The organism is Agromyces sp. NPDC060279 (assembly GCF_042726785.1).
Taxonomy (GTDB): Bacteria; Actinomycetota; Actinomycetes; order Actinomycetales; family Microbacteriaceae; genus Agromyces.
In genome coordinates this window covers 133,249-145,849 of record NZ_JBHXBK010000005.1, presented here as the reverse complement: position 1 = coordinate 145,849, position 12,601 = coordinate 133,249, and the positions used below count along the sequence as shown (strand labels likewise).

At 72.0% G+C, this 12,601-nt stretch carries 13 protein-coding genes; 7 read left to right on the top strand and 6 right to left on the bottom strand.

Annotated elements, in window-relative coordinates:
* Positions 1 to 4: 4 nt before the first annotated feature.
* Positions 5 to 2,293, bottom strand: coding sequence for an LLM class flavin-dependent oxidoreductase (locus ACFWE1_RS14415; protein ID WP_376934095.1), 2,289 nt, complete (start codon positions 2,291 to 2,293; stop codon positions 5 to 7).
* 122 nt (positions 2,294 to 2,415) lie between these two features.
* Between ACFWE1_RS14415 and ACFWE1_RS14410 the strand changes: the two genes are divergently transcribed.
* Positions 2,416 to 2,823 (top strand): winged helix-turn-helix transcriptional regulator, encoded by a 408-nt coding sequence (locus ACFWE1_RS14410; protein ID WP_376934094.1) that lies wholly within the window; start codon positions 2,416 to 2,418, stop codon positions 2,821 to 2,823.
* Positions 2,824 to 2,850: 27 nt separating this feature from the next.
* Here ACFWE1_RS14410 and ACFWE1_RS14405 read toward each other — a convergent pair whose 3' ends face one another.
* The gene (locus tag ACFWE1_RS14405) at positions 2,851 to 3,768 is read right to left on the bottom strand and encodes a DNA-3-methyladenine glycosylase family protein (protein ID WP_376934093.1); all 918 of its coding nucleotides are present in this window, start codon (positions 3,766 to 3,768) and stop codon (positions 2,851 to 2,853) included.
* A gap of 297 nt (positions 3,769 to 4,065) precedes the next feature.
* Here ACFWE1_RS14405 and ACFWE1_RS14400 point away from each other — a divergent pair, with 297 nt between their 5' ends.
* Positions 4,066 to 5,424: a pyridoxal phosphate-dependent decarboxylase family protein gene (locus ACFWE1_RS14400; RefSeq protein WP_376934143.1), complete on the top strand. Its 1,359-nt coding sequence runs from the start codon at positions 4,066 to 4,068 to the stop codon at positions 5,422 to 5,424.
* Positions 5,425 to 5,788: 364 nt separating this feature from the next.
* On the opposite strand, the gene ACFWE1_RS14395 is transcribed toward ACFWE1_RS14400, so the two are convergent.
* The 3 genes from ACFWE1_RS14395 to ACFWE1_RS14385 all read right to left on the bottom strand — a co-directional run bounded on the left by ACFWE1_RS14395 (position 5,789) and on the right by ACFWE1_RS14385 (position 7,144).
* Positions 5,789 to 6,160, bottom strand: coding sequence for a hypothetical protein (locus ACFWE1_RS14395; RefSeq protein WP_376934092.1), 372 nt, complete (start codon positions 6,158 to 6,160; stop codon positions 5,789 to 5,791).
* A complete protein-coding gene (locus tag ACFWE1_RS14390) occupies positions 6,157 to 6,519 on the bottom strand; it encodes a hypothetical protein (RefSeq protein ID WP_376934091.1) in 363 nt (120 codons plus the stop codon). The genes ACFWE1_RS14395 and ACFWE1_RS14390 overlap by 4 nt, the downstream gene beginning before the upstream one ends.
* A gap of 82 nt (positions 6,520 to 6,601) precedes the next feature.
* Complete coding sequence (locus ACFWE1_RS14385; protein WP_376934090.1) at positions 6,602 to 7,144, bottom strand: GNAT family N-acetyltransferase; 543 nt, start codon at positions 7,142 to 7,144, stop codon at positions 6,602 to 6,604.
* A 151-nt stretch (positions 7,145 to 7,295) separates the two neighbouring features.
* Here ACFWE1_RS14385 and ACFWE1_RS14380 point away from each other — a divergent pair, with 151 nt between their 5' ends.
* The 4 genes from ACFWE1_RS14380 (at position 7,296) to mraY (ending at position 10,759) form a co-directional block, all read left to right on the top strand.
* Positions 7,296 to 7,616 carry a hypothetical protein gene (locus ACFWE1_RS14380; RefSeq protein ID WP_376934089.1) on the top strand — a complete coding sequence of 107 codons (321 nt, stop codon included), beginning with the start codon at positions 7,296 to 7,298 and terminating at the stop codon, positions 7,614 to 7,616.
* 153 nt (positions 7,617 to 7,769) lie between these two features.
* Complete coding sequence (locus tag ACFWE1_RS14375; RefSeq protein ID WP_376934088.1) at positions 7,770 to 8,609, top strand: flavin reductase family protein; 840 nt, start codon at positions 7,770 to 7,772, stop codon at positions 8,607 to 8,609.
* Positions 8,606 to 9,607: an NAD(P)H-dependent flavin oxidoreductase gene (locus tag ACFWE1_RS14370; protein WP_376934087.1), complete on the top strand. Its 1,002-nt coding sequence runs from the start codon at positions 8,606 to 8,608 to the stop codon at positions 9,605 to 9,607. The genes ACFWE1_RS14375 and ACFWE1_RS14370 overlap by 4 nt, the downstream gene beginning before the upstream one ends.
* Before the next feature lie 57 nt (positions 9,608 to 9,664).
* Positions 9,665 to 10,759 (top strand): phospho-N-acetylmuramoyl-pentapeptide-transferase, encoded by a 1,095-nt coding sequence (mraY, locus tag ACFWE1_RS14365; RefSeq protein WP_376934142.1) that lies wholly within the window; start codon positions 9,665 to 9,667, stop codon positions 10,757 to 10,759.
* Between the two features lie 46 nt (positions 10,760 to 10,805).
* Here the strand turns inward: mraY and ACFWE1_RS14360 are convergent, their stop codons facing one another.
* A complete protein-coding gene (locus ACFWE1_RS14360; protein WP_376934086.1) occupies positions 10,806 to 11,288 on the bottom strand; it encodes a hypothetical protein in 483 nt (160 codons plus the stop codon).
* A gap of 58 nt (positions 11,289 to 11,346) precedes the next feature.
* Between ACFWE1_RS14360 and ligD the strand changes: the two genes are divergently transcribed.
* Complete coding sequence (gene ligD, locus ACFWE1_RS14355; protein ID WP_376934085.1) at positions 11,347 to 12,576, top strand: non-homologous end-joining DNA ligase; 1,230 nt, start codon at positions 11,347 to 11,349, stop codon at positions 12,574 to 12,576.
* Positions 12,577 to 12,601: the final 25 nt, after the last annotated feature.

The following is a 12,601-nucleotide window of genomic DNA, read 5'->3' as shown; positions in this document are numbered from 1 at the left end:
GGACTCAGCCCGCCGGGGTCACATTCGCATTGTCGCGGAAGAGGTTGCCCGGGTCGACCTCCGCCTTGATGCGGCGCAGCCGCTCGAGGGTCGCGGGCGGGAAGGCGGCGGCCAGGCGCTCCGGCCCGAGCTCGGACTCGAAGCTCAGGTACGCGCCGTCCATGTGCGGCTCGAGTAGCTCGTCCCAGCGCTCGCTCGTGCGGCGGTTCGGCGTGCCGAACGCGACCACCGAGAACTCCGCGTCGCGGTGCGCATACGCGGTGGCGTCGGCGGGCACGTCGTGCACGGCGCCGCCGGCCGCGCGCACCTGGAAGAAGTAGCTCGCGCCGCTCTCGAGGAAGCGCGTCGCATCCCGGGCGAACTCCGGCGTGAACCGGCCGATCAGCCCGGTGCGCGACAGCGGCTCCCCCTCGGCGCTGTGGCTCGCGTCGCTCGCGTTCGACACGATGCCGCGGTACGTCGTGAAGCGCACGTCCTGCGCGACGAGCTGCGCCGCGTCGGCGAGCGGGTTCAGCCGGTCGAGCACGGTGTCGGCGTCGTCGGAGTCCACCACCACGAGCACGTGCGCGAGCGGCGGCCGGCTCGCACTGCCGGGCTGCACGATGAGGAAGCTCGTGAGGTCGCGCGGGGCGTCGACCACCCAGTCGCTCCACGCGAGCAAGAACGCGGCGGTGTCGCTCGCGTCGAAGGTGAGCTGGCCGAACGCGAGCACGCCGACCTCGTCGGCCTCGAACTCGAAGGCGGTCACGATGCCGACGTTCGCGCCGGCGCCGCGAACCGCCCAGAACAGCTCCGGGTGCTCCTCGGCGCTCACGCGCACGGTGCGCCCGTCGGCGAGCACGAGCTCAGCCGCGCGGAGGTGGTCGATCGTCAGGCCGTGCTCGCGCACCAGCCATCCGATGCCGCCGGCGGTCGCGAGCCCGCCGACGCCGACGCCGCCGGAGTCGCCGGAGCTGAGCACCCAGCCGTGCGGCTCGAGGGCGGCCGCGACGTCGACCCAGCGCGCGCCCGGTTCGATGCGGACGAGCCGGGATGCCTCGTCCAGCACCTCGATGCGACGCATCCGGGAGAGGTCGATCACGAGGCCGCCGTCGTTCGTCGAGCGCCCGCTGATGCCGTGCCCGGCGCTGCGGACGCTGAGCGGCACGTCGCGGTGGGCGCGCGCGACGGCGACCGCCTCGACGACCTCCTCGCGCGTCGCGGGCTGGAGCACGAGGCCCGGGTCGCCGCCGCGCAGGTACGTCGAGCGCACCCGGGAGAACTTCGCGTCGCCGGGCTCGATGGCCGTGGCGGCGAGCGAGGCGGGCAGCCCGTCGTAGTCGATGCCGGGGCGTCGCTTCGCGAGCGCCGCGGTGCTGCGGATGGCGCCGGCCGAGGCATCCGCGCCGAGCTCCCGCTCGACCGCCTCCCGCAGCGCGGGGGCGACCTCCTCGATGAACCGCTGCATGCTCGCCGGGTCGTCGCCGGCGAGGATGAAGGTGTCGGCGCCGTCCTCGACCACGAAGGGCAGCAGCTGCTCGACCCAGTCGGCCGGTGCGCCCTCGACCATGCCGCCGCGAGTGCGGACGTCGCCGCCGCGGCCGGCCGTGAAGCGCCCGGCGACGTTGAGCAACCGGCGGATCTCGGCGGGGTTCCGGCCCGCCTTCGTCGCCGCCTCGTCGATGCGCGCCGCCGATTCGGCGTAGTCGCCCGGCTGCAGGTACGCGAGCGAGGGCAGCCAGCCGTCGCCCGCCCGGCCGATGAGGCGCAGCATGCGCGGCTTCAGCGCCCCGATCCAGATCGGGATGTCGTGGGCCGGAGCGGGCCCGCGCTTGGCGCCGTCGACCCGGTAGTAGTCGCCCTCGACGGCGAAGCGCCCCCGCTCGGAGACGTCCCAGGTGCCGCGGATGATACGGATCGCCTCGTCGAGCGCGTCGACCGCCTGGCCCGGCGTGAGCCGGCGTCCGCCGATCGCCTCGATGGCGTCCCAGAAGCCGCCGGCGCCCAGGCCGAGCTCGAAGCGCCCGTCGCTTAGCAGGTCGAGGCTCGCGGCGGCGCGGGCGAGCACGGCGGGCTCGCGCTGCAGGGGCAGGTTCAGCACGTTGCCGGCGAGGTGGATGCGGCTCGTGCGCGCGGCCGCCCAGCTCAGCAGCGTCCACGTGTCGTGGAAGGCGGGCTGGTACGGGTGGTCCTGGAAGGTCACGAGGTCGTAGCCGAGCTGCTCGCTCAGCTCGGTGAGCTGCACCGCGCGCTGGGGCGGGTCGTTCACGGGCGTGACGAAGGTGCCGAACTGCAGAGGGCGTCCGTAGTGCATTCCATGCTCCGTTCCGGGGCGGTCGCGTCCATCATGCTCGGGATGCCGCGCGCCGCGCATGCAGCGGGTAAGCTACTTACTCGAAGGAAGTGCCATCACCCGAGTGGAACGGAGCGCGGCCCATGGCGTATTCCCCCGACTCCGAGGCGCAGCCCGACGAGCTCGACGCCCGCCGCTCGGCCCGGCTGCACGAGCTCGGCCACATCGACGACGAGGCCTGCCGCCGCTTCACGAGCGCGATCGAGTTCGCCGGGCGCAAGTGGAACGCGGCCATCCTGCTCGCCGGGGTGCGCGGCGCCCGCCGCTTCTCCGAGTACCGCGACACCGTCGCCGGCATCTCCGACCGCGTGCTCGCCGCCCGGCTGCGCGAGCTCGAGGCCGACGGCCTGCTCGAGCGGCACGTCCGCGCCACGACGCCCGTGACGATCCGGTACACGCCGAGCTCGCGCGCGCTGCAGCTCATGGAGCTGCTGCAACCACTCGTCGAGTGGCAGGCCGACGAGGAGCGCACGGCCGGACAGGCGGGCTGACGCCGGCCGTGCCGCGGGGTTCCGGGCTCAGCGGGCGCGGTGGTCGACGAACGGCATCCGCGGTCCGCGACGCGGCCGCCCGCGATGCCCGGCGAGGCCGAGCAGGCGGATGACCCGGTAGCGCTGGCCGGCCCACGGAGCCAGGGCGACGAGCATCTCCTCGTCGCTCATGTCGCGCCCCTCGAGCGCATGGCCGACGAAGTTGGCGAGGTGGTAGTCGCCGACCGAGACCGCATCGGCGTCGCCGAGGGCACGCTGGGCGACCTCGGCCGCCGTCCACGGACCGACGCCCGGCAACGCGGTGAGCCGGGCGAGGGCGTCGGCCGGCGTCATCCGCGCCGCCTCCTCCACGCGCTCGGCGAGCGCCGCGACCCGCACGATCGCCCGGGAGCGCTGCGGATCGACGCCGGCCCGATGCCACTCCCAGCTCGGGATCATGCGCCACCCCTCGGCGCTCGGCGGCACCAGCATCGGCCGCGGCGTCGGACCGGGCGCCGGCTCTCCGAAGCGACGCAGCAGCACCCGCCACGACTCGTGGGCCTGCAGCGTGATCACCTTCTGCTCGAGGATCGCGGGCACGAGCGCCTCGAGCACCCGGCCGCTGCGCGGCACCCGGAGCCCCGGGTTGCGCCGGTGCGCCTCGACGAGCTCGGGAAGCCCCGGCTCGAATCCCGCGGTGTCGTCGCGCGCCCCGAGCAGCTCGGGCGCCGAGGCCACCGCGGCGGCCGCCCCCGGCCCCCACCCCTCGCAGCGGAACTCGTCGGCGCCGCGCTGCGAGAGCCGCATCGTCGCCGGACCCTCCGCCATGCGGGTCGCGCGCCAGACCGAACGATCGGGCGCGGTCAGGTACGCGGGGTCGCCGGGCCCCCGGCGGAGCGAACCGACCGTCTGATGCAGCTCGCTCGGATGAGGCGCCCGCCAGTCGAGTCGCGCGTCCGGGGTCACCAGTCCAGTGTGCGCCATCCCGCCGACGACGAGCTGGGCTCGCGCTCCCGCGGACCATCCGTCTCCCGTCGCACTACGCCACTCGAGCGCAAGAAAGTGACCCAACGGGAGGTGATCATGATGATTGATTGCGCGACAGACTGGATTCATGCGTAGAAGTTGCGCGAGGCCCCATGACGGTTCAGACTGGCCCGTGCCGTCGAGAGGACAGACATGGGCACCGCAGCCGACTCCCCCACCAGCACCACCGCCGACGCCGAGGCCATCACCCCGGCACCGGCCGTCGACCCCACGCGGATGCACGCCGTCACCGCCGAGACCCAGGCCATCGTCGACCTCGTGCTCGACTACTCGCGCCGCCGTCTGCTGTCGACCGATACCCCGCTCGACAAGCCCGAGACCGAGGCCGAGCTCAGCCGCCTCGCTGGTCGCACGATCGACGAGCAGGGCATCGGCGCGACGCGCGCCCTCTCGGTGTTCGAGCACGTGCTCGCCCCGGCCTGCATCACGATCGACCATCCGCAGTACCTGTCCTTCATCCCGGCCGCGCCCACGAAGGCCGCGATGGCCTTCGACCTCGTCGTCTCGGCGTCGAGCCTGTACGGCGGCAGCTGGATGGAGGGCTCCGGGGCGGTGCACGCCGAGAACGAGGTCCTCACCTGGCTCGCCAAGGAGTTCGGCCTGCCCGCCGGCGCCGGTGGCGTCTTCGTGCAGGGCGGCACCATCGGCAACCTCTCGGCCCTCGTCGCCGCGCGCGAAGCGGCCCGCGAGCGACGTACCGCGGCGGGCCTGCCCACGCCCGCCCGCTGGAAGCTCGTCTGCAGCACCGAGGCGCACTCCTCGAACAAGTCCGCCGCGAAGGTCATGGACGTCGAGCTCGTGCTGGTGCCGGCGGCCCCCGACGGGCGACTGCGCGGCGACGCCGTGCGCGCCGCGCTCGAGGAGCACGGCGACGACGTGTTCGCGGTCATCGCGACGACCGGCTCGACGAACTTCGGCATCGTCGACGACGTCGCCTCGATCGCCGCCCTCAAGGACGAGTTCGAGTTCTGGCTGCACATCGACGGCGCCTACGGCCTGACCGGCATGCTCTCCCCCCTCGCCCGCCCCCGGTACCGCGGCGTGGAGCGTGCCGACTCGGTCATCGTCGACCCGCACAAGTGGCTCTTCGCGCCCTTCGACGCCTGCGCCCTCATCTACCGCGACCCCGAGATCGGCCGCCGCGCGCACACGCAGCACGCCGAGTACCTCGACACGCTGACCGGCAAGCCCGAGTGGAGTCCCTCCGACTACGCCGTGCAGCTCACCCGGCGACCGCGTGGGCTGCCGTTCTGGTTCTCGCTCGCGAGCTACGGCGCGGCGGCGTATCGGGCGGCCATCACGAACTCGCTCGAGCTCGCCCAGCGCATCGCCGAGGAGATCCGCTCGCGGCCGGAACTGCGGCTCGTGCGCGACCCTGAGCTCTCGATCGTCGTGTTCGAGCGCGAGGGGTGGACGATGGACGACTACGAGCGCTGGTCCGCGCGGCTGCTCGAGGAGCAGCGCGCCTTCGTCACACCGAGCTCGCACGATGGCCGGCCGAACACCCGCTTCGCGATCGTGAACCCGATGACGACGTTCGAGCAGCTCGTGGGGATCCTCGACTCCATGGAGTGAGGCGGGCCGGGCGGCGGTGCGCCGGGGGCCGCCCGCCGCATCGTCGGGACCCGATCACCCGGCGGTGGCGGGGCCAGCCCGGCCGGCACCGTCATGCCGCGAGCGCGGCGCGCGCGGGCCGCGACAGGAGGGAGTCGTCGCGGAACCCGCGTCGCGCCGCCATCGCATCCGAACCGATGCGATCGTGCTCGTCGACACACCCCAAGGCTGCGCGCCGACCCTATGACCGGGCTATGACAGGGACTCGGATCCGCTGTGAACCCGCACCTCTGGCAACTGGAGCACGCATAGACGCCAAGAAAAAACTCGGCCCCTGAGGGGCCGAGTGGTATACCGCAAGGTTATCACGCTCGCCCGCGAGCCTCTACCAGCCGGCCGGCTTCGTGAGCGTTCCGACCCGGTCCGGCAGCTGCGCCCCCTTCACGTCGCCCGCAGTGAGCTGGTACCACCAGTGCCCACCGACCCCGTCGAGCGGGGTCCCGCCGAGCTTCCCCGCGCGGTAGTTCTTCGTCGGATTCACCGTACCGACGGGCACACGCTCTCGCGCCTGTGCGATCGGGAACGCTAGATCACTGTCATTGCTGATCACCACCGCCGCATCGACCCTTCGTTCGAGCACGTCGAGCAGCAGATGCGACGCCACGTTCACATCCGAACCCTTCTCCTCGCGTCGGGCCACCGAGGCCATGAACACCGCGTCCGGGTGGGGGCGGCCATCTCGATGCTGGATCATCATCGGCCAGCTCGGGAGCGTGAGGACCGGCCGAGCTTCCGATCGGCGACGGCGAGCGGCGCGGACGAGACCCGCGAAACGTAATTGCCCATCGCGAACTCGTCCACCGACCCCGACCGTTGCAGTGCGCGGAGATAGACGTCCTGGTCGCGCTGCCCGCTCGTGTTCGAGGCCCCGCTGATCCTGGCCGTGCAGTACACGACTCGATCGATCGTCGATCCGCCCCATGCGGATCGACGCGCAACGATCGCATCGGCGAGGCGGCGAAGATCCAGCCACCGCCACCCGGGGGTCGAGCGCGTGCACAGCCCACGCGCACCGTAGTACAGGTTGAGCCCATCGACATAGACTCCGATCCGCATACCACCAGCCTGATCACCTCAAGACGTGCGGCCGGCGCTTCAGGTCGCGCTGTGGAGAACTTGCGCGCCCAGGCATCCCGTCTCAGAGGGGGCGCACGTAGCGCAGCTCGTGCAACCCCTCGACGCTCCCGCCCTCACCGAACTTCTCGCCGCCGTCGGCGCGCCAGCCGTGCCGCTCGTAGAAGCGGATGGCGCGATCGTTGCCGTCGAGCACCCAGAGGTAGGCGTCGGTCCAGCCCGCTGCGGCGAGCTCGTGCTGCGCCCGCTCGATCAGCGCGTGACCGACCCCGCGCGCCCAGGCGTTCGGGTCGACGTAGAGCCCGGCGAGCTCGGCGAGCTCGCGGCTGTCGTCGTCTCGTCCGCCGCCGAAGCTCGCCCAGCCGGCGATCTCACCGTCGAGCTCGGCGACGAGCAGGCGGTGCGCGACCTCGCCGTAGCCGTCGGGCGCCTCCCCGAGCTGCGAACGGGTGATCCAATGCCGCCACATCTCCGTGCGCGTCTCGACGCTCTGCCGATCCAGGACGGCCTGGTCGATCAGGTCCGCGTAGGCGACCCGCCACGCGTTCACATGCACTGCGGCGACCCCGGCCGCGTCGTCGACCGTCACCCATCGGATGCTCAGCATCCGATGACGCTACCGGAGCGGTGCGCCGCGTGACGCGCACCTCAGTCGGCGCGGTCGCAGACCTTCAGTGCTCACCCGGATGCGGCGTATCTGCGATGACCCGCTTAATGGACCGTGGATCCGGGGGGAACACGCGAAAGGATCCGCACTCATGAACAAGCTCGCCAAGATCTCCGTGTCGGGCGCCCTCGTCGGCGCCTTCGTCTTCGGAATGCCGGCGATCGCCGCGCAAGCGGAAACGCCCGCTCCTCCCGCACCGGTCGGTCCGGTCGGCGACCCGAACGTTCCGACGGTGTGGACCAAGCAGAACGACTCGAGCACGCCGAGCGGGGTCAACGTCTACGTCAGTCTGTGGGGGCAGTCGGTCTACACGGATGCCGACCTCGGACCTGCCTTCGGCGGAAGCTTCGCGGACATCATCAGGGAAATTCAGCGCTCCCGCGAGCTCCTGGATCTCCCCGAGACGCTCTAGCGGCCTCGACGGACGCGCCGAAGGGCGGTGCTCCACTCGGAGCGCCGCCCTTCGCCATGCGTGCAGGGCGATGACCCCGAGGACCCACGGGCCCGCGTCATCCGCCGCACGGCAGGCGTAGCGTGGAGGCATCGGCCAGGACGGGAGGCAGCCATGCGACACGACGAGCACCTCGTGATCGAGCCGAGCGTGCTGTACGTCGGCACCCCGGTCTACCTCGTCGCCACGCAGAACGCCGACGGCACCGCGAACCTCGCCCCGGCGTCCAGCCACTGGGCGCTCGGGCGCATGCTCGTGCTCGGCCTCGAGACCGACGGGCAGTCCTACGCGAACCTCGTCGAGCGCCCGCAACTCACCGTCAACTTCCCGTCGTCGGGCCAGTGGCGCAACGTCGAACGCCTCGCCGCGGTCACCGGCCGCGACCCGGTGCCCGCAGCGAAGGCGCACCGCTACCGCACCGAGCGCCGCAAGTTCGAGCTCGCCGGCCTCACCGAGCAGCGCTCCGAGCTCGTCGCCCCGCCGCGAGTGCGCGAGGCGCCGCTGCAGTTCGAGGGCGAGGTGCGCCGGATCACCCCGGGCGTCGACCCCGGCTACGCGATGGTCGAGGTCGAGGTCGTGCGGGTGCACGCGCTGCCCGAGCTGCACGTGCCGGGCACGCAGCACATCGACCCCGGTGCCTGGCGCCCCCTGATCTACGCCTTCCGGCACTTCTTCGACCGCGGCGAGGAGCTCGGCTGGACGCGCAGCTCCCCCACCGCGGCCGGGCCGCCGGAGCTCGGGCCGCCGGCCCTCGAGCCGGAGCCCGCGAGCGCCCCGCTCGAGGAGCTCGCCCGCTGGGAGGGCTTCGGGGGTACCTGGGCGCTGCGTGAGCTCGACGCCGAGGGTGCCGTCGTGAGCCTCTGCCGCTGCGACGGCGGCGAAGAGGTGTCCAGGATCGTCTCCGCCGACCCCGCGTTCCTGCGCTGGGCGGCCGAACAGGAGGTGCAACCGTGACCGGTCTCGCCACGACGTGGTCCGCTTCGCTCGGGCTGCGCGTTCCGATCGTCGCGGCCCCGATGGGCGGGGTCGCCGGCGGCCGCTTCGCGCACGCCGTCTCGCGGGCCGGCGCGCTCGGCCTCATCGGCATGGGCAGCGCCGGATCCGCGACGAAGCTCTCGGCGCAGCTCGCCGAGTTCGAAGCGGCAGGCCGGGAGGATGCCGAGGCATCCGCGCTCCCCTTCGGGGTCGGCCTCGTCGGCTGGGGACTCCGCCGCGACCCCGAGCTGCTCGAGCTCGCCCTGGCGGCCCGCCCCCACCTCGTGTCGATCGGCTTCTCCGAGCACTTCGACTGGGTGGAGCGGGTGCACGCCATCGGCGCGCTCGCGGCCACGCAGGTGTACACCCCGGCGGAGGCCGTGCTCGCGGCCGACGCGGGTGTCGACGTCGTCGTCGCCCGCGGCAGCGAGGGCGGTGGCCACGGCGACCCGCGCATGGGCACGCTCAGCCTCCTCGATGCCGTGCTCGATGGGATCGGCGGCCGGACGACGGTGCTCGCCGCGGGCGGCATCTCCTCAGGCCGCAGCCTCGCGGCGGTGCTCGCGGCCGGCGCCGACGGCGCCTGGGTGGGCACCGCGCTGATGGCGAGCCCCGAGGCGCTGACACCGGAGTCCGCACGGCCGGTGCTGCTCGCCGCGACGGGCGACGACACCGTGAACACGAGCGCGGCGGATGCGGCGCTCGGATTGCCCTGGCCGGAGCGGTTCCCCGAGCGGGTCGTGCGCAACGCCTTCGTCGAGGAATGGGCGGGGCGGGTCGACGAGCTCCGCGGCTCGGGCGACGCGCTCGACGGGTTCCGCGCGGAGTTCACGGCCGCGAACTCGGCGGGCGACCACCGGCTCGTGCCGGTCGACGCCGGCGAGGGGGTCGGGCTGCTGCGCTCGGTGCGGCCGGTCGCCGAGATCCTCGACGAGTTCACGCGGGATGCCTCGGCCCTGCTCGGTCGCTGGGGCTGAACCCGCCGGGGGGCGCGGATTGACGCGCTTCGCCGATCGACTGGGAGAATGCTCCTCGTGAGAGCACTACTGACTGCCGGGGCGTTGTCGCTCGCGTTCACGCTCTTTCTGACGCCGGTGTTCATCCGGTTGTTCGTGCGTTTGGGGTGGGGGCAGTTCATCCGTGACGATGGGCCGCAGTCGCATCATGTGAAGCGGGGCACGCCCACGATGGGTGGGATCATCTTCATCCTGGGCACCCTGTTCGGGTATTTCGGGGCGACGCTGCTGAGCGGTGAGGGTGCGACGGCGTCGGCGTTGCTGGTGCTGTTCATGATGGTCGGGCTCGGGGTGGTCGGGTTCATCGACGATTTCTTGAAGACGCGGAAGAAGCAGAGCCTGGGCCTTGGGGGGTGGGCGAAGGTCGCCGGGCAGGTCGTGGTGGCGGGCACGTTCGCGTTGTTGGCGTTGCAGTTCCCGAATGCGCAGGGCACGACGCCGGCGGATACGAAGATCTCGTTCATCCGGGATCTGCCGTTGGACTTCATGGTGTTCGGCACGATCGCGGGGACGATCCTGTACGTGGTCTGGATCTGTCTGATCTCGACGGCCGCGTCGAACGGGGTGAACGTGACCGACGGGCTCGACGGGCTCGCCGGTGGGGCGTCGATCCTCGCGATCGGGTCGTTCGTCGTGATCGGGTTCTGGCAGTTCAACCAGGCCTGCTCCCGCCTGGCGCCCGACAACGACAACTTCGCGCGGTGCTACGAGGTCCGCGACCCCCTCGACCTCGCGATCGTCGCCACCGCCATCACCGGTGGGCTGATCGGCTTCCTCTGGTGGAACACGAACCCGGCGAAGATCATCATGGGCGACACCGGTTCGCTGGCGCTCGGCGGTGCGCTCGCGGCGTTGGCGATCGTGAGTCGTACGGAGCTGCTGCTGGTGCTGATCGGTGGGTTGTTCGTGATCGAGACGGGGTCGGTGATCGTGCAGCGGGCGTACTTCAAGCTCACGCACGGCAAGCGGATCTTCCTGATGAGTCCGATCCATCACCACTTCGAGTTGAAGGGGTGGGCCGAGGTCACCATCGTGGTGCGGTTCTGGATCATCGGCGGGCTCCTCGTCGCCGCCGGCGTCGGCAGCTTCTACCTCGAATGGCTGCAGAGCTGACGCGACGTCACCCGCGCACGACGTCACCCGCGCACGTCGCCGCGGCTCACTCCGGGCGGCGGAACACGCGGCGCATGTGGTCGCTGTCGAGGAAGTCGGCGATGCCGATGAGGATCAGGCTGAACACGATCTGCTCCGTCACCATCCAGAACGGGAACAACCCGGGGATGGCCGCCATGACGAGGGTGATCACCGGGAAGATCTTGCTGAACAGCCGAAGCCGGGAGTACGCCCAGCGGTAGCCCTTCTGCGCGCGCCAGGCGAAGTAGAACAGCGTCGCGGTCATGCCCAGCACGACGAGGATCCGCATCCACACCGGGAACGCGAGCACCGTGCCCTGCGCGAACAGCACGATCGCCACGACCAGGGCCGCGAGCCCGATGAGCAGCTCCAGGGCGAGCAGCCAGCTGATCCAGGTGAACGCGCGACGCGTGCGCGGTTGCTCGACGAGCTCGTCGTCGGCCCTCTCGCCCGCCGCGCGGCCGCCCGCGATGCGGTCGAGCTTCGTGAGCACCGGTTCGAGATCCATGGTCGCCTCCGGCTCCGACGATACGCCGCGTTGGCATGAAACCACCTAGAGTGGTGACATGGCGGCCCGCTCCGACGACGCCGTGGTCATCGAGGTCGACGGCCACGAGGTGCGACTGAGCCATCCCGGCAAGGTCGTCTTCCCCGACGCCGGCCTGACCAAGCGCGATCTCGTCGACTACTACCTCGCCGTCGCCGACGGCGCCCTCCGCGGCGCGGGCGGACGACCGATGGTGCTGAAGCGCTTCGTGAAGGGCATCGACCGCGAGGCGTTCTTCCAGAAGCGGGTGCCCGAGCAGCACCCCGACTTCATCGACACCGCGACCCTGCACTACGCCTCGGGCACCGAGGCCGAGGAGACCGTCGTGCGCGATCGCGCCGGGCTCGCCTGGGTCGTGAACCTCGGCTGCATCGACCTCAACCCGCATCCGGTGCGCGCCGAGGACCTCGACCACCCCGACGAGCTCCGGGTCGACCTCGACCCGATGCCCGGCGTCGACTGGTCGCAGATCGTCGACACCGCGTTCATCGCGCGCGAGGTGCTCGCGGAGCACGGCCTCGTCGCCTGGCCGAAGACCTCGGGCTCCCGGGGCATGCACCTGAACGTGCGCATCGAGCCGCGCTGGAGCTACCCCGAACTGCGCCTCGCAGCCGAGGCGCTCGCCCGCGAGATGGCCGATCGCGCCCCGGGCCTCGCGACGGCCCGCTGGTGGAAGGAGGAGCGCGGCGAGACCGTGTTCGTCGACTTCAACCAGAACGCGAAGGACCGCACCGTCGCCTCGGCGTACTCGGTGCGGCCGCTCGCCGACGCTCGCGTGTCGACGCCGCTCGACTGGGACGAGGTGCGCACCGCGCGGCCCGAGGACTTCACCGTCACCACGGTGCTGCGCCGCTTCGCCGAGCGCGGCGATCCCGCGGCGGGCATCGACGACGCCGCCGGATCGCTCGACGGGCTGCTCGCCCTCGCCGAACGGCTCGGCCCGGCAGAGAAGCCACCGAGAGGAGCGGATGCCTCGGGCCGCCGCACCTCGACGATGCCGCTCATCGAGCTCGCCCGCACCGAGACGAAGCCCGAGGCGCTCGCCGCCCTCGAGGAGTGGCGGGCGAGGCATCCGTCCTCCGCCGCGGCGCTGCACCCGGCCGACGTGCTCGTCGACGGCATGCGTGGGGCGAGCTCGCTCTGGTACCGCGTGCGGGTGAACCTGCAGCACGTGCCCGAGGGCGAGCGCCCGCCGCAGGAGCCGCTCATCGCCGACTACGACCCGTGGGCGGGACGGCGGCCGGACTGAGCGGGGCCGGTGCAGGAATCTTGGC